This window comes from uncultured Helicobacter sp. (genome assembly GCF_937906905.1).
Taxonomy (GTDB): Bacteria; Campylobacterota; Campylobacteria; order Campylobacterales; family Helicobacteraceae; genus Helicobacter_B.
The window spans coordinates 50,096-69,058 of the sequence record NZ_CALERY010000011.1 but is presented as its reverse complement, the minus strand read 5'-3'; the positions used below and the strand labels follow the sequence as shown (position 1 = coordinate 69,058).

The following is an 18,963-nucleotide window of genomic DNA, read 5'->3' as shown; positions in this document are numbered from 1 at the left end:
GAATCAATTTGGATAAGGAGTGTAAATGCACGGAAGGATCAGTCGGTATTCTATGGCGACAGGCTCTGGAGTCGTTACGAATTATTCCAAGAAGATTTTCGAGCTGCGCAAAGAGCATTGGCATGACAGGAAGCTGCTTCCAGCTGCTGGTATGTATGTGGAATTTCGCTTAGATGAAAGCGGGCATATCGTAGATGCGCATAGCTCGGCATACCAGGAGTTTGGCGCGGATTCTCTTATCAAAGAAATGGATTTCTGGAAAACAGACACAGATGAAGAGCTGCGCACCAAAGAAGCTGACTTGCGAAACCAAATCGCAGAAAATATATTCAAGCAGACAAACTATCTGGAGATGAAGTCTATCGAGCCCTCTGTCTCTATTGAGGATTGCTTGAAAGAATACTTCGCTCCAGAATCTAACGCGATAAAATTTTCTCTCACTGATATTGAAGAGATCCCCGCAGAAAACCAGCTAAACTATCTTATCGTGCGCAGGTTCTTGTCTAAAGCCATGGATTATCTGGTGTATTGCGATAAAAATATTACGCCTGATGTCTTTGCTAGCGATTTGCAAAAAGTTAATACTCTTGAATACTCCTACAAAGCCCTTGTGCAAAGCACTACATTAAAACCAGAATCTATTTATCCTGACATGTTTTTAGAGAAGCAGCTACACTATCGTGGCGCGATCAAGGCGATTCTGGGGATTAAAGAAAAAGTCATTCAGCTACGCAATAAAGTGAAATTTTGCATGAATGAAGTGCGTAAGCTACGCAACCAAATGGAGCTCAACAAAAAAGACTCCTCCCTCCCGGCTAAGCTTGAGACACAAAAGACGGTTATGGCAAAAGCTGAAGAAGAAGTAAAGGTTCTAGTGGGCTGTCAGGAGCGGCTAGAGACAATCACGAAAAATTTCCGTGAAAACTATTTGAATGAATTTGCCGAGACATTTCGCAAAATGCACAGCGATCTTGTCGATCAAACACGCGATGCACTAAATCTCGTGGCTACTGCTCTGGATAATAAAATGTGGAAAATTGGCATGGCTTCGACCTCAATCCATAATAACTTCTTCAAGCATGATATCAACAATGCTTACTGCACAATGACATTCTATGGTCAATATCTCAAGCGCCTAGATAAAAATAAGCTTGCCGATAATGAAAAAACAGGCTATAACTACTTCCATAAATACAAAAAGCAGCACGAAAAGCTTTTTCTCATCTATACCACAAACCAAAAGCTCGAAATGTATTTAAAGCTTCAAATCATGTCTGCCTCTAAGGAGTATAGTGTCGTCATCGCCAAGACCGATGGCGAATTTTTATCACACATCAATTCCCAGCAGTTCGAGCTTGGCTATATTGATCCATTTATCCGTGGGAATCCTAAGCAGCTTGTCGAAGATGCTAAAACTTCTAAACACAATAAAACTACGCGCTTTGTCGTTATCTCCCAGAAGCAAGCCGTGGCACTGGCGAATAAATAATAGACAAGATAAAAGCAGGAGTATCTAGGCTTAGATTCTATATATTTGCTTGAATCTGTATAGAGCATGCTTAATCTTGTTTATCCCACATGGATTTAAAGCTCATTGGCTCTAGTTTGATTTGGGTGGATTCTACGAATAAATCTTATGGTTAAGCTGCCAAAAAGTAAAATTTTCCTAAAATGACCGATTTTAAAATTACCAAAGATTTTACACAAAGGAGCGGTTCATGTTTCGTTCATTAGGTGGGAAGCTTACTGCAAGCGCAGTAGCGATTTTTCTTGTCATCATTGTGGCGATAAGCTACTTTAATTTCCAAAAAACTTCCAACAAAGTTATCGAGCTTTATCAAGGTATCCAGCACCAAACTCTAGCCGCAAGCTACAAGAGTATCTTTATCACTATGGCTGATGAAGCTCAGGAGCATTTGCGTGTCGTAGCAAGAGATGTGGCAAAGACCGATCGCAACGATGTCGTATCCCAGCGGCTAATCCTTAGCACGACTTCTTCGCTTGTCAAATATCCTTTGATGTTTATCGTCTATGAAGATGATGGTAAGGCGATTTTGCAAGATTATAGTGAGTCTGGCAATGTGCATTTATCGCCTGCGTGGGATAGCACAGGTGGGATAGATCTACGCACGCGTCCGTGGTATGTCCAAACCAAGCAGAAAAATGCCGGCATTATTACACCTGTGTATAAAAGTGCCGTAGGTAAGTATAAAGGGCACGACTTTGCCACTGCGACAATGCCTATCATCAAAAATGGCAAGTTTATCGGGGTCGTGGGCTTTGATATACCAGTAGATGGATTCCAAGCGCGCTTTGAAGCGTTCAAAAATGCCGAGATACCATCGATGAGTGTATTTATGACAGATAATGGTGGTGCGATCTTCTCGCACGAGGATATGGAGTTTGTCAAAAGTGGATTATCAAAAGATGTAGAGGTTGCCCTGCAAGAGAAGCTACGAAATGACCCTGACCACGAGGGGATAATTGACTATGACTTGCGTATGCCAAATGGCGATGTTGTTGATAAGCTAGGATTTTATAAGCAATTTCCCTTTGGCTGGACGATTGTCGCCACTGCGGATAAATCAGACTATACTCGCGCGGTGAATAAAAACTTGATTGAGACTATTATCTTGGCAAGCATTATGATAGTGCTCGGTGCGGTTGGGATATTTTTCATCGTCCGCTACTTTACTGCACCGATCAATACGATTAAGCAGCTGCTTGTAGGGTTTTTCCAATATCTTAACCACGAGTCTAAAACTGCGCCAAAGCCACTTGCGCTAAAAAGCCAAGATGAGCTAGGGGCGATGGCAGCTGCTATCAATCAAAATATCGAGCGCACGCAAAATGGGCTAGCTCAAGACACAAAAGCCGTGGAGCAGTCTGTCCAAACAGCCAAAAAGATAGAAGCCGGCGACTTGCAAGCACGCATCACAGAGACTCCGCACAACCCTCAGCTAAAAGAGCTAAAAGATGTGCTAAACCATATGCTCGATGACTTGCAGCATAAAATCGGCAGCGATACCAATGAAATCGCTCGCGTCTTTGACTCCTACACCCGCCTTGATTTCACCACAGAAGTAGCAAATGCACAAGGGCGAGTAGAAGTAGTTACTAACACTCTAGGAGAAGAGATTAGAAAAATGCTCACCACCTCCCTAGAGTTTGCCAACTCTTTGCACAATCAAAGCAACAAGCTAGAAGAAGCCGTAGCCGCCCTTACTAAATCTTCTAACTCCCAAGCTAGCAGCCTAGAGCAAACTGCTACTGCAGTAGAGGAGATCACTTCATCTATGCAAAATGTCTCTGGCAGGACCAATGAAGTAATCCAGCAAACAGAAGATATAAGAAATGTCATTGGTATCATTAGAGATATAGCAGATCAAACAAACCTCCTAGCCCTAAATGCCGCTATCGAAGCTGCTAGAGCTGGAGAGCACGGACGGGGCTTTGCAGTCGTAGCTGATGAAGTGAGAAAACTAGCAGAGCGCACCAGCAAATCTCTAGGCGAGATAGAGGCAAACACAAACCTCCTAGTGCAGTCCATCAACGATATGGCAGAATCTATCAAAGAGCAAACCGCAGGCATTACACAAATCAACGAAGCCATCTCTAGCCTAGAGTCTGTAACCCAAGAGAATGTAAGCATTGCCAATGCTAGCTCACAAATCTCACAAGATGTGTCAGGGATTGCGAAGGCGATACTAGATGATGCAAACAAGAAAAAGATCTAACCACAAGCGATTCAGTCTTGGGTAGGCAATGCGGCAGTGTTGCAAAAATTGTGAAAGGCACGACCGCTAAAGTCGCTAACCTTCCCCAATTTTTGCAAAGCTCCCACAGCCCCACCGCAATGCTTAGAATCGTTTAATCCTAAAACGAGCTTTTATATTAGAATCTTTTTGATAAGCACTGCCAATGCGCCAAAAGTGGATTCTAATAACACTCTTGTCGCTTGTGTAAAATCCAAAAGCGAACAGACAACCAATATAAAGGAGTATCGCATGGACATCTTAGGCAAAACACGCAGACTGCTTGGCAGAGCCAAGCGCAAAGCCCAGAATATAGGGCTTGATCCATTGCGTGGGGTTAAAAGCCAGCAGCTTCTGGCAAATAATCTCCACAAGGCAAATCTAGCAAGCCATGCAGTAGCCCATTGTGTGGCAAACAAAGAACATCAAGCAATGCTTTTTGCTTCATTGCAGTTGGGCTTAGATGTTGTTGTGGATTCTCGGGAGATTTGCGCAAAGCATATCAAACAATACCTTCCACTTATCCAGCCAGCTGATATTGCAGGGCTTGTGCGTATCGGCGGCTGCGAAGATGGTGGATATGTTATGCTCCCCCCCACCCCCCCGATTTTAGATAGCCAGCCAAAAGCCATTTCCCTTGGCGTCTCTTATCACTCGCCTTGGGATTTAGAAATGGCAAATGTGGGCTACCAAGTTCTTCAATACGACGCGAGTATTAAGCGCGCTTCCTACAAGCACCCAAATATCATCTTTCATAAAAAGTTCGCTGGAATCCACCAGGATCGCCAGACAACGACGCTTGAGCAAATTTTGTGCGATTATCACTTTGATCCAAAAGCACATAATATCCTGCAAATTGATATTGAGGGTGCAGAGTGGGATATTTTTGAGCGCATTGATTTTACGATGTTGGAGCGGTATTTTGCGCAAATCATTATGGAGTTTCACGACTGCGACCCGCGCTCCATAGCCAAAACCCAGCGTTACACCGCTATCCTTAGCCGTTTTATCAAATCTTACCAGCCCATTCATTTGCATTTTAATCCTTGCGGTGGGGTTGTTTATGTCAAAGATGAGTTTTTCGCTCCGGTATTTGAGGTGAGCTATGTGCGGCGCGATTTGCTCCCGCCAAATTTCAAGCTTAGGGAGTTTTGCGGGGATCTTGCCTTGCTAGATTATCCTAATAACGACATGTTGCCTAATTTTCCCATTATCTTCCGCTAGGGCTTATTGCTAGATTCTGCTAGAAAACTTAGGATTTGTTGTTGTGGATTGCTTGCGGGGTATGGGCAATCCGCGCATTAGAACCTAGGGTAAAATGGATTCTCACTGATTCTAAAAGCTATTTATCTCAATCATTTTTGCCCTGCTTGCTCCAATTACCACCACCACTCATATGTTACAATCTTATAAATCACTAAGCAAAATTAAGTATAATTTTGTAACATTTTTTGCATAAGGCGTAGCAAGTGCATATACATCAAGCCTCACTATCCCATCAACTTCCCACAGACATCACGCTTGTGCTTATGGCAGCTGGCTCTTCGAGCCGCTTTGTTGAGGGCTTGGCTGCTGATCATGCGATAAAAAAGCAGTGGCTGCGTGTGGATTCTAGACCGCTGTGGCTATTTGTCGCTGATGTGCTAGCGCAGGCATATCCATTTGTGCGTATTTGTATCACAGCCAGTGCGCAGGATATTTCCTATATGAAAAGGCTTTGTGCGTATGACATCATCGAGGGGGGCGAGAGTCGGCAGGAGTCTTTGCAAAATGCTTTAGAATCTATCCATACAACCTGGGTGCTTGTGAGCGATGTGGCGCGTGCGGGGATTGTGCGCAATCCACATCAAATTATCGCTAGGCTCATTGCCGAGCTTGAGGATTCTGGTGATGATAGGGCGATTGATTGCGTCGTGCCATATTTGCCTGTGGCTGATACGACGACCTATCGTGGCTCTCATATTGATAGAGAAGAGCTGTGCAGAATCCAAACTCCACAGCTCTCGCGTGTAAGCACTCTAAAAGCCGCACTTGCCAAGTCGCATAAAGCCCAAGGCACAGATGAGAGCTCGATTATCGCAGCACATGGAGGGAGAGTGCGTTATGTGCCGGGGGATTCTATGCTTGAAAAGCTCACATTCACTAGTGATATAGCGTTGCTTGAGAATCTCCTTTTGCCTTTTACTTCTTGTGCGAGTCAAGCTTTTGCCAATCTCCAGATCTATATGCCCCAGACCCCCCAGCTTTATGTAGGCAATGGTCTTGATGTGCATGAGTTTAGGCAAGGTGGGGTGATGAAGCTTGGGGGTGTGGAGATTGACTGCGAGTTTAGCTTCAAGGCTCATAGTGATGGCGATGTTGCACTGCATAGCCTGATTGACGCGATTTTGGGCGCGATGGGTGCGGGGGATATTGGTGAGTGGTTCCCAGATTCTAGTGCAGAGTTTGCCGGGGCAGATTCTGCTAGGCTTTTGGAGCAGGTGTGGGGGTTTGCCAGGAGTGTTGGCTTTACGCTGTGTAATGCAGATCTCACAATCATCGCCCAGGCACCTCGGCTTGGCGGCTACAAGCAGTCTATGCGTGCAAGGATTGCGGAGATTTTGGGCGTGCCACTTGCGTGCGTGAATGTCAAAGCCACCACGACAGAGTCGCTAGGCTTTGTGGGGAGAAAAGAGGGCGTATGCGTCATAAGCAGTGTGGCATTACGACTTGTAGGCATGCGTGAGTTTATGCAAATAGCGAGTATGCAGACAGCAAAATCTATGCAAACAGGAGCTAGGGAGGCAGGATTATGAAGCTACTTATTTTAGAAAACGAGGTCTATCTCGCCCAAAGCATTGCGGGCAAGCTTAATGATGTAGGCTATGAATGCACCATTAGCCAGAGTGTCCCCACCGAGCCAGTCTCCTACCATGCAATCCTCATCTCTTCAAATATTTATAGCCCAGCTTGCGAGTCTTTTATCAAGCAAAATGCACATTCAATCATCATAATGATGATTTCTTATATCAGCGATGATACCGTGAGCAAGCCTATGCTTGCAGGTGCGAAAGATTATGTGCTAAAGCCTTTTATGATTGATGAGCTCGTGCGCAAGCTCCACCACTATCGTGAGTTTGTGGAAATGCAAAAAACACTAGATTTCTACAGCGCGTATTTTAACTTCGTGGAAAAAGAGCTAAATACGCCAAGTCTCCTGCAATATAATCCCCCCTTTATCATCAAAAGCACTTCCCAGCGCAGCGCAGATGTGTATGCGATGAAATATGCTAGGGAGAAAAATCTTGCGTTTGACTTTATTACACTTAAAACACAAGGGCATAAAGATATTTTCAAACACCCACCTAAACACCCTTCTAGGACGAACAAAATCTACTATATCACCAATCTTGAAGAGTTAAAAAAGCAAGATCGAAAGGATTTTCTTGATATTGCATGTAAATACCCTGTCATCATCTCCTGTATCTCTGCGGATAAAATAAGCTTTCCGCAAGTGATTGATATCTCGCATATCCCAAATACGCAAGAGCTTGGCGGAGAAATCATGTCGCTACAAGATTATGTCAAGACGATTATTGCCAAATTTGAACACCGCTATCCAGATGTTGAGCTGGCTAAAAAGCTTGGCATGAGTCGCAAAAGTCTCTGGGAGAAGCGTAAAAAATACGGACTCCTGCGTAAAAAGCAAGAAACACATTAAAACCATAAATCCAATCCAAAGTCTAATCTATGAGTAAAGCTATATCCTACAAACCACGCACTGCCAAGTCTCAAGCTGCCAAGTCTGGGGCTGCTTCCAAGCTAGCCCAAAAGTCCATGCCAGATCGCGCACTCTATATCGACACAGAAGCGCTCTCCTCGCTTGCCCTTGTGCAAGAGGGCTTGCTCGCTCCTATCTCACATCTAGCCAATGCCAGCGCACTGCATAGCCCGCAGGGCGCGTATCTCACGCCATTTGTGCTAGCCCCAGCTGGCAAGCGCAATCAAGAAGTGCTGCGCACTACCAAACCAGAATCCACACTTGAAATTATCTCAAATGGCGCACATGTAGGGAGCTTGCATGTGCAAGAGGTGTTTGCTATTGATAGGTTTGCGCGTGCGCGTGAGCTCACTGGATTGGATTGCGGCGCGGAGTTTGATGGGATCTATGCGCGGCTTGGGGACTATGGTGTGTGCGGGGAATATCATGTAGATTTCCCAGATATCACAGAAGCAAGAGATCGTCTTCACGCCCAAATCCAAGCTCTCAATGCCAAAATCATCACAGGGATTGTGCTTGATGGGCAGATTTTCCATATCGCACATGAGCGGCTTATCCGCGATGCGCTTGCTGATAGTGATTTGGTCGTGGTGTTTTTGCTAAAACCCTATCGTAGCACGCCTATTGGCTATGATATACAGCGCGAGTGTGTGGAGTTTGCCATGGAGCAATTTCTCATCAAAAAGCGCCTTTGTATTATCCCGCTTGATGATACATATCTCTTCATGGGGACAAATAATGTTCTCTTGCATGCTATGGTAGCTAGGAATTATGGCTGCACACATTTTGTCGTAAGCGATGATACGCCAAATCTCTCTAGCTTCTATGAGAGCGATACGCTGCATTCTGTGCTTGATGTGATAAAAGACATCAAAACTCGTATAGCAGGTGGGTATGTGTATTGCACCACATGTGCCATGCTGACTAATCGCAAAACCTGCCCGCATGGCAAGCACCACCACATCAGCTATGATACAAAATCTATTATGGAGCTTTTTCAAGCAGGGGTGCTTCCACCTAGTGTGCTTGTGCGCCCAGAGATTTCAGCTAAGTTGCTCTCTAGGCTTTTTCCTGCGCGCTTTCATAATCTCCAAAAGCTCCATTATAGTCTTATCCCCCAAGGCGTGCTGCCAAATGAGCGCAGCGAAGAAGAATTCTATCTCACGCTTATGCGACTCTATGAGATGAATGTCAAATAGTATGCCAGACATTGGTGCGCAAACCTGCTTATGGCGATTTAGTAGCGTGCTTTTTGGGGCGCTGGTGCTTGGTGCGATAGGGTTTGTGTTTCTCACACACAAGAGTGTTAGCACGCAGCATTTCGCGCTAGATTCTAGTGGGGTGCTCAATCCTTGTGCGCTAGAATCCACAACCCCAGAATCCAGCAGGCTAAAACCTGCCTACTTCACAATCCCAAACCCTGAAAAAAGTGCGCATGCAAGTGCCATTGTCGCGCTTGATAAGGTGCGACACCATAATCCTAATGGTGCAGATACGCGTGCATTTATGGCGCTGTATTTTGCTGGGAGTAGGGAGGGTGCGCGCGATGTGGGGATTTACCAGAGCTTTTTTACCCCAAGTGCAAAAACTCATGAAAAGCAGATTCTGGGGCACTGGAGCACTCCGCGCGAGATTCTAACTCCAAATCATCTCTCACGACTTAGTGGCAAATTCATCTCCAAGCTTGGCAATCCTGTTAGCTTTATTGATACGCTTGGCAGGGTGCATGTGTTTGTCGTGGGCGTGAGCTTGGGTGGCTGGGCGACGAGCAGAATCTATTGGCTGATGTTTGATGAGAATCTGGAGAATCTACATTTCAAGCAAGAGCTTGCCCTAAGCCCCTTTGCCAATCTCTCCTCTCTTGTGCGCGTCCCTGCGATGAAGCTTGAGAATGGTGGGTTTGTCTTGCCTGTCTATCATGAGCTCGCACGCAAATATCCGCTGCTTTTGCATTTTAACTCCACACCTGCACTAGAATCCATATCTTTGCCGCTGCCCCCCCCCAATCGCATTTTAGCCCGCAAAGAGCACTCTAAACTACAACCAAGTTTTATCGCACTTAGCCCTACGCAAAGCCTAGGTGTGTATCGAAACTATGTCCCAAGCCCCATGATTGTGAGCTTCTGTAATGGCGTAGAGTCTATGCACTGCACCACTAAGCCTAGCAATCTTACTAATAATGGCAGCTCATCGGTGCTTTTTACCATAGGGGATCGGGTGTTTTTGCTCCATAATCACAAAGGACGCCAGGAGCTATGGATTTATGCGCTTAGAAATTCCAGTAAGCTAGATTCTAGTGCGCGAGAATCTAGCGAAGCTGCGGTAGGTGAGAAATATAGAGAGGACGATGGGGGGATAGCGGAGTTTGTGCCAATCATGCTGCTAGATAGCGTAGAATCCAGCGAAGTCTCCTACCCAAGCCTTGATCAAAGCGCACAATATCTCCACATCGCCTACACCTATAAGCGCGCCTATATCAAAACTGCTCTACTAAATCGCGCCCAGCTCTATGCCAAAGCCAAGTCTGTGCTCGATGACAAGAGCGCAAAAGATGTCGCAAAAGGCTTGGGAAAAGGCTTTTGCCCAGAATCTATTGCAAAGGGGCTGGCACAATGAGCCAGGTGATAGAGCTTGTGCGCATTTTAGCGCTAAATCTCTGCCTCCTAGCACTTGTGTTAGCGTTGTGCCAAGTGCTGCTTGCTACATGCCGCGCGTGTAGCTGGTTGGTAAGCACAAAAGCTAGGATTTTGCTCTCTGTGCTAGCGCTTGTGCTTGGGAATGTGAAGATTCTAGGCTGGAGTTTTTTAGAGTATTACTATGCGTTTTTTGGCGTGCCTTGTGCGCTAAGTGTGGGGCTAAGTGCAGCGTATCTACTGCGTGTATCTGGTGTGCTTCAAGCAAGGATTCTACCCTTTAGCATAGTGTGTCTATGGGCGGGTTTTGGCACGATACTCTATCTTGGCGTGCTAGCACTTTTGCCTTTTGATATTTACTATGTGGATTCTAGGGTGCAGATTTTGGTAGTGTGTAGCATACTGGTGTGTGCGTTTATGTGCTCTAGGGTATTTGGGATTCTGGGTGCGCTTGGGCTATGGTGGAATCTGTTTGCTAGCATGATACTAGGTAGTGGCGAGGCTCTTGAGAGACTTATCTATGAGAGCGTGATTGATGTGGGGCTGTATGTGCTATGTGTGGGGCTGGTGCTTTGGCATGTGCTAGTAGGCGTAAGTAGATTTTGGCGCAAAACCCGATCTTAAAGATTGTTGAAAAACTTTTGAGCTTGGAGTAGGAGATCTTTTGCGCCTTGGGCGATTAGTGAGTGTGCTAATGCGCGCGCAGCTTCGTTTGCTTTAGAAGCATGCTCTGTAATAGATTCTCGCAGCATTTTGCTTCCATCTGGTAGCCCGATGATCGCCTCTATACGGATAAAATCCTGCCGCCTAGTTGCTTGGTTGCGAGAATCTTTTGGCTGTGGCTCTTGGTTTGTAGGATTTTGCTCCCACTGCTCATCTATTTCATCGCTCTCATTACTACTATCATGCGTGCTAGAATCCAGTATCTCACAATATACGCCAATGGGCACTTGGCAGCCTCCCTCTAGCACACGCACGAACTCTCGCTCTGCTTGCGTGCAAAGGGCTGTGCGCTGGCAATGTAGCTGTTGTAGCGCTTCTACAAGCTCATAGTCATCTTCTCTGCATTCAATCCCAAGCGCAGCTTGCCCCATGGCAGGGATCATGCTATCAGTGCTTAGGGGCGTGATATAGGGGATATGCGTAATCCCAAGTCGCTTGAGCCCTGCATGTGCGAGAATGATGGCATGGAACTCACCAGATTCTAGCTTGCTTAGGCGTGTTTGGACATTGCCACGCAAGGAGAGCGTGCAGAGATCTTGGCGCAGGGCTTTTATCTGCATACTCCGGCGAAGCGATGTTGTGCCGACTTTTGCAGATTCTGGGAGGTCAAGGAGATTGGGATAGTGATAGCTCACAAGGCAGTCTCGCACATCTTCGCGCTGGGTGATACACGCTAGTGTCAAAGATTCTGGCAGATCGACTGGGACATCTTTTAGCGAATGCACGGCTAGATCGATTTCCCCGCTTAGGAGCTGCTCTTCAAGCTCTTTGGTGAAAAGTCCTTTGCCCCCGATTTTTGCCAGCGAGACATCTAGGATTTTATCGCCTTTGGTTTTGATGATTTGCAGGCTAGATTCTATGCCTAGCTCCAGGAGACGATCTTTGATATGGTTTGCCTGCCAAAGCGCGAGCGCACTCCCGCGTGTGCCGATTTTTAGCTCTCTCATGATTTTTTCTCCTGTGTAGAATCTAGCACTTCCACATCGATGATTTCGTCATTGTCATTTTGGCGCATATTGTTTTGATAGCCTTGCTTGCGCAAATGCGCAGCAAATGCAGAATCCCACGATGCAGAATCCTGTGTGGAGGTTTTAGTGGATTTGGCTAGGAGGGCGCTAGAAAGCAGGCAGACTGCACCCATAATATCGCTAAAAATCCCAGGCAATAGCAGTAAAAATGCGCCAAACACCCCAAGCATACTGCGGCTAAGGAGAGAGAAAATACTCTCTTGTGTTAGACTGATGAGAAGCTCATTGAGCGCAAGATTTAAGCGTGAGAGTGCAGTGCTTAGGAATCTAAGTCCCAAAATCCCTGTGAGAAATATCTCCACTACCAGCCACACAAATCCAAAGCGGCTCACAAACATGCTAAACCCAAGTAGCTCCAACGCCACAAACCCAAACCCCAGCCATAGCACCAGCGCACGCATTAGACTCTGCCTTGGTGGGGTTGGTTTTGCGCGGTGTGTTGGCATGCGTTTCCATGCGCGCTGTTTGTTGGTTGTATGCTATTTGACACAAGCGCTGCGATTTGCTCTGCTGCATTGTGGGAATCTATCTCTTTGCGCTCCAACCCATCGCGCGCTATTAGCTCGATTTTGCCAGATTCTAGGCTTTTGCCCACGACCACGCCATACACTGCCGCGCCTACAAGCTCAAAATCTGCCATTTTCGCACCAAATCGCGCGTCCCTATCATCACAGAGTGTGGTAATCCCACGCGATTGGAGATTCTCATAGAGTGCCATGCCATATTGCCGCTGCTCCTCTTGCTTGCAGTTTGCGATGATGATTTGCACCATGAATGGCGCACTTGCCGCGCTCCACACGCAGCCTTTCTCATCAGCCTTTTGCTCTAAAATCGCAGGAAGCAATCGCGAGATACCAATCCCATAGCAGCCCATGATAAAAGGTGCTGGGCGAGCGTCTTCGCCCAAATATTCCGCTCCCATTGCGCTGGAGTATTTTGTCCCTAGCTGGAAGATATGACCTACTTCTATGCCCTTTTTATGTGTGAGTTTGCCTCCACAGCATGCGCAGATATCGCTCTCGCGCACGCTTGCAAGCGGGGCATAGGTGATAGAGGCAAACTCTCCAAGATCTACGCCTACGATATGCGTGTCTTTTTCATTGCCACCGCAGATAAGCCCGCTGCTTTCACGCAAATCTTCATCAAAGATGATTGGGCGATTGCCTATAAGATTCCGCAAGCCCACTGCACCGATACTCCCAGCATGCAGCCCAAGGGCTTCAAGCTCTGGCTCGCTAGCATCGATAATCTCTAGTGCGTCAAATCCTTGCACACTAAGAGCATTTAGCGCTTTTATCTCCTCTAGGCTATCATCACCGCGCAGGAAAAACACTGCAAAATCTGTGCTGATATTGCTTTGGGTGGATTCTGGTGTATGAGAATCCTGCTTGCTAGCATCGAGTTTGTAGGTGAATTTTTTCACTACGGCTTTTAGCGCATAGTAGGGGGCAATGTGGAAAAATGCGCACACTTCATCGATAGTTTTGACATTTGGCGTGCTAAATTTGGCAAGCTGGGCTTTGGGCTCAGGCTCTGGCGCAGCTCGCTTAGCGCGTTTGGCAGCCTCGATATTGGCAGCATATTCGCAAGATTGGCAGATGACTAGCGTATCCTCACCAGAATCTGCTAGCACCATAAACTCCTTGCTCCCACTCCCTCCAATCGCACCAGAGTCCGCCTCCACAGCGCGAAACTCCAGCCCTAGCTCGCTAAAAATCTTACTATAAGCGTTATACATGTTATGAAACTCGCGCACTAAATCTTGCTGCGAGCTATGGAAGCTATAACCATCTTTCATAAGAAATTCGCGTGTGCGTAAAAGCCCAAAGCGTGGTCGCACTTCATCACGGAATTTGAGCTGGATTTGGTAGAGATTAAGCGGGAGGGCTTTGTAGGATTTGACATAGGATTTGACAAGCTGGGTGATACTCTCTTCATGCGTTGGTCCTAGCACAAAGGCATTGTTTTTGCGATCACAAAAGCGCAGTAGTTCTTTGCCGTATTTTTCATAGCGCCCAGACTCGATCCACAGCTCTGCAGGGGTTACAAAGCTTAGCAACACTTCTTGCGCGCCTGCTTGATTCATGGCATTGCGCACGATTGTGGCGATTTTGTCTAGCACAATTTTGCCAAGTGGTAGCAGGCTGTAAATCCCACTGCCGCTTTGGTGGATATAGCCTGCGCGTAGGAGAAGCTTATGGCTTTTTAGCACTGCGTCTTTGGGGGTTTCTTTGCTCGTGGGGATAAGCATACGAGAATACAGCATAAACGCTCCTTATAAAGTCGTGTCATACTCGCATTTATAGCGGTTGAGCAGGTTGGATTGTGTTTTGTCGGTGAAAACTTTTTGCAAGGCTTCGATGATGATATCGCCTTCTTCATGGTGGGAGAGGTCTTTGAGATTTAGCGTTGGGTTATGCAAAAAGACATTAAAGGCATTGTGCAAAATCCGCAGCACTTCCTCTTCTTGCTCTTTGGGGAGATAGCCCTTTTTCACCGCGCGCGCGACTTCTTGGAGGGAGGCTTCTTTGGCTTTTTGGCGCATAGATTTGATGAGCGGGAGGACATCAAGACTCTCTATCCAGTGGAAATACTCGCGCACCGCCATGCCAATAAGTCCATAGGCTTCTTGGACATGCGCCTTTTTCTGCGAGCGGTTTTTCTCGATGATCTGCTGTAAATCATCGACACAAAGCACTGCAATCCTATCGCTCGCACATGCCTCATCGATATCGCGCGGGACAGCGAGATCAAACCATTGGCGAGGGGGTGTGGATTGTGTAGCGTGCGTCGCAACATCTATGCGACTAGAATCTAGCGCGCGTGCCATGTCTTGCGTGATGATAAGTTCTTGCGCACTTGTGGCACTAAAGACAAATCTAAAACTCCCTAGGCATGTGGATATATCCTGCCACTCGATGATACCTAGCTGGGGGTTTGGATTGGATTTAGATTCTGCGCTAGATTCTGGAGATAAATCACCTGGGATAACATGCGTGATTTGGGTGATTTTTTTCTCCTCTAGTAGTGTGGTAGCAAAGCTTATGGCTTTGGATTTGGTGCGATTGCTCATATAGACACTCACGCCAGAATCCAGCAAATGCCGCACTACTAACTGCCCCATCTCTCCTATCCCAAGCACGAGCGCACGCTTAGGGGCGGATTCTAGGGACTTTTTCACACATACTGAAGCGATAGAGAGAGGGGCTTTAGCGATGGCTGTTTGTGTGCGCACTTTAGCTGCTGTGCGGAAAGCAAAGTGCATAAGCCTTGTTATCTCCTGCCCGCATACTCCTAGCTCAAAACAGAGTTTATAAGCTTCTTTCATCTGGCTTACGATTTGCGTCTCGCCTAGCACGATACTATCCAGCCCGCTCACCACGCTAAAGATATGATGCACTGCTTCGCTATCAAGCGCGCTTTTACAATGGGATTCTAGCAGGGAAAGCTCTATACCCACATACGCGCCAAATCGACTAAGCACTGCGGTAATACACTCCTGCGGCGCGCGTGTGCAGAGATAGAACTCTACGCGGTTGCAGGTATTAAGCAGAAGAGCTTCTTGGAGGCTTGGGACTTTGTCCCGTAGGCTTAAGATAAAATCACTTAGGCGATCTTGGGGGAGTGCTAGTCTCTCACGCAGGGCGATTGGCGTGCTTTTGTGCGAGAAGCTTAGGGTAAGGTAGCGGAGCTGCATGTTAGTGATTCCTTTCAATAAGCGCATTAGCGATAGATTCTAGCTTGCTATTGCGCTCATGCCGGATAGATTCTAGGGCTTTGTGGATAAAGTCTTTTGCGATTTGTTTGGATTCTGCTAGCACGCAAGATTCTGCTAGCATGGCTTGAATGCGTGCGATACTCGCAGAATCTGCGCTCTCAAAGCAGCGCAGGAACTCTTCTTTGGCATTAGAATCTAGCCTAGCATAGAGAAGGATATAGGGCAGGGTGCTTTTACCCTCTTGTATGTCATTGAGCGCGGGTTTGCCTAGTGTGTGCGTATCTTGCGTGATGTCTAGGAGATCATCGATGATTTGAAATGCCATACCGAGATTTAGTCCATAGGCTTCATAGGCGTTTGCATCACGCCCTACAAGCAGCGCAGCAGCTTTGGCGCTGCTGGCAAGCAACGCGGCGGTTTTGTTGCGCACGATTCTGTAATAAATCTCCAAATCTGGCTGGAATGCTCGGCTGTATGCGACATCTTCAATTTCGCCAAGAGAAAGCGCGCTGACAGATTCTGCCACTACGCGCGCAATTTGACTGGAGAATCCACAGAGCTGCGCAAAGGCATTGGAGTAGAGTATATCGCCTAGCATAATGGCAGATTTATCGCCAAATGCGGCATTGACGCTTACATTCCCGCGCCGAGAAGTCGCAGAATCGATCACATCATCATGCAGTAATGAAGCGCATTGAATTAGCTCGATAATAGCGCAAAGCTTGATGACAGACTCGCGCAATGACAATCCTGAACTCTGGCTAGGAGCAGAATCCAATGCAGATTCTGGCGCGCTAGCATTTAGTGTAGATTCTACATGCGGCGCAGCAATGGCGATGATGAGCTTAGAGCGCAGCATTTTGCCTTGATTTATTGTGGCATACATGCTGCTGACATGCGTGGAATCTAGCTGTGCTATCCATGTATCGCACTGCGCTTGCACCGCTCGTAGTAGCTCGCTTTCTTGTGCTTTGTATTGCTCGGCACTATTGGCTTTTGCCATTTCTACTCCTTTGTGCTAGATTCTAGGGAGAAGATCGTTTGGGCAGCATGACAAACAACCCCAAATGCGCCACTTTCTCTTGATCATCAAAATCTTTGAAGCTTAAGAGTAAATATGCGTCTTTATCAATGTCATTGCCCTGTGAGAGTGGAAGTGTAAAACTTTTTCGCTTATAATCCGTATAAAGCACGAATTGATAGGGGAATTTATCGTATTGCAAATGCACGACAAGTCCGTAGTTTTTATAGAGTGTCCAGTAGAGTTTGAGCGTTTTTGGTATGCCAGAGAGAGCAAACTCCTGTGTGTAGAGCTCATCTTTTTTTAATGAAAGCTCCTCTTGGATATCCCATACAGGCTTTGCTGCATGCGCACACAAAGCAAACAGCACCAGTCCAAAGCCTACGCGCAAAAATACACAAAGAGGTGCGCGCCAAAATCCAGCGCACAGCATTTGGCTATTCATTCTCGCTTAGGATATTTGCACTGGATTCTATGGCGATATTGCGCTTTTGCGCTGTGATTTGCTCTTGGTGTGTGTGGATAAACTTTCGCATATCTGCACCGCTCTCTTCAAACGCCACTTCATAGGTGGCTAGGAGTTCTAGAATCCTATCGAGCTCCTTTTTAGCTAGTGTGGGTGAGGCGTGCAGGATAATCTCACTCCACTTTTGCACAGGATCGCCTTCAAGCACTTCTAAGTCATGTAGTTCTTCCCACATAATTGCTCCTTTGTTGTAGTGTAAAGCTAGATTCTCATTGCGCACAATCATGTGCAGAATCTAACCTGGCAAGCGCAGAGAGTGCGTGCGCCTCAAGCCCCTCAAGCCGCGCTAGGCTCGCACAGGGCTTAGCAAGTGCGTCAATGCCTTGCTTGCTAAAGCTGATGATTGAGCTTTTTTTCATAAATGTATCCACACCCAGCGGGGAGAAAAACCTAGCGCACCCACCTGTGGGGAGCGTGTGGTTTGGTCCTGCGAGATAGTCGCCTATGGATTCTGGTGTGTATGCCCCTAGGAAAATCGCGCCTGCTGCCTTAATGCGTGGCAGGTAAGAGAAGCTATTTTCAAGCAGTAGCTCCAAATGTTCGGGTGCTAAAGCATTGCATAGCTCGATACACTCGCTCATATCGCCACAGACAAAAATCGCGCCGCGATTCTCTAGGCTGGTTTTGGCGATGTCTTTTCTAGGGAGTGTTTCTATAAGCGTTCTAAGTGCTTGCTCCACTGCTTGTGCCTGTGTGAAATCTGTGGTGAAAGCAAATGCGCATGCCATTTCATCATGCTCGGCTTGGGAGAGTAAATCGCGCGCGATTATCATAGGATCTGCGCTAGAATCTGCGATGATAGCGATTTCGCTAGGTCCTGCGATCATATCAATCCCTACTTTGCCATAGACAAGGGCTTTTGCCGCGGCGACATAGATATTCCCTGGACCGCTGATGACATCGACATGTTTGATAAGCATTTTACCCTGCGTGTCTTGCAGACCATGTGCCATGAGTGCTATTGCGCTTGCGCCACCCACGCGGTAAATCTCTGTGATACCACAAATATGCAGTGCAGCTAGAAGTAGGGGATTTGCTATGCCTTGTGGTGTGGGCGTGCAGACCATGATCTCCTCTACGCCTGCTACGATTGCTGGGATAGCATTCATAAGCACAGAGCTTGGGTAGGCGGCTTTGCCACCGGGGATATAGAGCCCTGCACGCGCGATTGGCGTGTAGAGCTGACCTAGTATGCTGCCATGGCTATCAAAATCCAGCCAGGATTTTTGTTTCTGCTTGGTGTGGAATGCGTGGATCCTTTCATAAGCGATGTGCAGAGCGGTTTTGGATTCTGGATCAAGATTCTCATACGCGCTTTTGCACTCTTGTGGCGTAATTGTGAGCTGGGCGAGATCGTGTGCCCTAAAATGATCAAAGCGCTCCACTTGCTCAAGCACTGCGCTCAAGCCCTGCTCAAAAATCGCTTGCATAAGCGGGCGGATATGTTCTTGCGCATCACTTAGATCATCGCCCCCACGCGCAAGAATCGCGTTAAACTCACTTGCAAAGCTAGCATGGCTAGTGTGAAGTATCTTTATCATGGAAATGCCTTTGGGGTATTAGTATCAGTGTATCATGGAGCGTGCATTATAGCACCAAAACCTAACGCTAAAGGCATTTTAAGTAGGCGCTTCTTAAGGCGCAATTGCTGCTTGCGCTACTTATCATGGCTAGTTGTGATAGTTTGGTCGATATGATTATGTTGTGATCGGTTATAGATTTCCTATGCCCTTAACAGAATTTGGAAATTTTATGATTTTTGTTTAGAATGGTTGGGTATCTATGACAGATTTATATAT

The 18,963-nt window shown here is 46.8% G+C and carries 16 protein-coding genes; 8 read left to right on the top strand and 8 right to left on the bottom strand.

Annotation, left to right across the window (positions count from 1 at the left end; genetic code table 11):
- Nucleotides 1-25 precede the first annotated feature (25 nt).
- The 8 genes from Q0171_RS02985 (at nucleotide 26) to Q0171_RS02950 (ending at nucleotide 10,772) form a co-directional block, all read left to right on the top strand.
- Nucleotides 26-1,489, top strand: a complete 1,464-nt coding sequence (locus tag Q0171_RS02985) for a hypothetical protein (RefSeq protein WP_299326650.1) — start codon at nucleotides 26-28, stop codon at nucleotides 1,487-1,489.
- Nucleotides 1,490-1,718: 229 nt separating this feature from the next.
- Nucleotides 1,719-3,737: a methyl-accepting chemotaxis protein gene (locus Q0171_RS02980; RefSeq protein ID WP_299326648.1), complete on the top strand. Its 2,019-nt coding sequence runs from the start codon at nucleotides 1,719-1,721 to the stop codon at nucleotides 3,735-3,737.
- 270 nt (nucleotides 3,738-4,007) lie between these two features.
- Complete coding sequence (locus Q0171_RS02975) at nucleotides 4,008-4,979, top strand: FkbM family methyltransferase (protein WP_299326646.1); 972 nt, start codon at nucleotides 4,008-4,010, stop codon at nucleotides 4,977-4,979.
- Nucleotides 4,980-5,224: 245 nt separating this feature from the next.
- Nucleotides 5,225-6,550 (top strand): bifunctional 2-C-methyl-D-erythritol 4-phosphate cytidylyltransferase/2-C-methyl-D-erythritol 2,4-cyclodiphosphate synthase, encoded by a 1,326-nt coding sequence (locus tag Q0171_RS02970; RefSeq protein ID WP_299326644.1) that lies wholly within the window; start codon nucleotides 5,225-5,227, stop codon nucleotides 6,548-6,550.
- Nucleotides 6,547-7,455, top strand: a complete 909-nt coding sequence (locus Q0171_RS02965) for a response regulator (protein ID WP_299326642.1) — start codon at nucleotides 6,547-6,549, stop codon at nucleotides 7,453-7,455. Before Q0171_RS02970 ends, Q0171_RS02965 begins: the two co-directional genes overlap by 4 nt.
- 29 nt (nucleotides 7,456-7,484) lie before the next feature.
- Entirely contained in the window at nucleotides 7,485-8,714 is a 1,230-nt protein-coding gene (locus tag Q0171_RS02960) for a sulfate adenylyltransferase (RefSeq protein ID WP_299326640.1), read from the top strand.
- Nucleotides 8,704-10,131, top strand: a complete 1,428-nt coding sequence (locus tag Q0171_RS02955) for a sialidase family protein (RefSeq protein WP_299326638.1) — start codon at nucleotides 8,704-8,706, stop codon at nucleotides 10,129-10,131. Before Q0171_RS02960 ends, Q0171_RS02955 begins: the two co-directional genes overlap by 11 nt.
- Nucleotides 10,128-10,772: a hypothetical protein gene (locus Q0171_RS02950; protein ID WP_299326636.1), complete on the top strand. Its 645-nt coding sequence runs from the start codon at nucleotides 10,128-10,130 to the stop codon at nucleotides 10,770-10,772. Before Q0171_RS02955 ends, Q0171_RS02950 begins: the two co-directional genes overlap by 4 nt.
- On the opposite strand, the gene hemC is transcribed toward Q0171_RS02950, so the two are convergent.
- The 8 genes from hemC to hisD are packed head-to-tail and all read right to left on the bottom strand — an operon-like array spanning nucleotide 10,769 to nucleotide 18,705.
- Entirely contained in the window at nucleotides 10,769-11,818 is a 1,050-nt protein-coding gene (gene hemC / locus Q0171_RS02945; RefSeq protein ID WP_299326634.1) for a hydroxymethylbilane synthase, read from the bottom strand. The two genes, Q0171_RS02950 and hemC, sit on opposite strands and share 4 nt — an antisense overlap.
- A complete protein-coding gene (locus tag Q0171_RS02940; protein ID WP_299326632.1) occupies nucleotides 11,815-12,345 on the bottom strand; it encodes an FxsA family protein in 531 nt (176 codons plus the stop codon). Before Q0171_RS02940 ends, hemC begins: the two co-directional genes overlap by 4 nt.
- Nucleotides 12,300-14,165: a proline--tRNA ligase gene (locus tag Q0171_RS02935; RefSeq protein WP_299326630.1), complete on the bottom strand. Its 1,866-nt coding sequence runs from the start codon at nucleotides 14,163-14,165 to the stop codon at nucleotides 12,300-12,302. Before Q0171_RS02935 ends, Q0171_RS02940 begins: the two co-directional genes overlap by 46 nt.
- 9 nt (nucleotides 14,166-14,174) lie before the next feature.
- Complete coding sequence (gene hemA, locus Q0171_RS02930; RefSeq protein ID WP_299326627.1) at nucleotides 14,175-15,596, bottom strand: glutamyl-tRNA reductase; 1,422 nt, start codon at nucleotides 15,594-15,596, stop codon at nucleotides 14,175-14,177.
- Nucleotide 15,597: 1 nt separating this feature from the next.
- Nucleotides 15,598-16,620 (bottom strand): polyprenyl synthetase family protein, encoded by a 1,023-nt coding sequence (locus Q0171_RS02925; protein ID WP_299326624.1) that lies wholly within the window; start codon nucleotides 16,618-16,620, stop codon nucleotides 15,598-15,600.
- A 22-nt stretch (nucleotides 16,621-16,642) separates the two neighbouring features.
- Nucleotides 16,643-17,083, bottom strand: a complete 441-nt coding sequence (locus tag Q0171_RS02920; RefSeq protein ID WP_299326621.1) for a hypothetical protein — start codon at nucleotides 17,081-17,083, stop codon at nucleotides 16,643-16,645.
- Nucleotides 17,076-17,339 (bottom strand): DUF2018 family protein, encoded by a 264-nt coding sequence (locus Q0171_RS02915; protein ID WP_299326618.1) that lies wholly within the window; start codon nucleotides 17,337-17,339, stop codon nucleotides 17,076-17,078. The genes Q0171_RS02920 and Q0171_RS02915 overlap by 8 nt, the downstream gene beginning before the upstream one ends.
- A gap of 34 nt (nucleotides 17,340-17,373) precedes the next feature.
- Nucleotides 17,374-18,705 (bottom strand): histidinol dehydrogenase, encoded by a 1,332-nt coding sequence (gene hisD, locus Q0171_RS02910; RefSeq protein ID WP_299326614.1) that lies wholly within the window; start codon nucleotides 18,703-18,705, stop codon nucleotides 17,374-17,376.
- Nucleotides 18,706-18,963 lie beyond the last annotated feature (258 nt).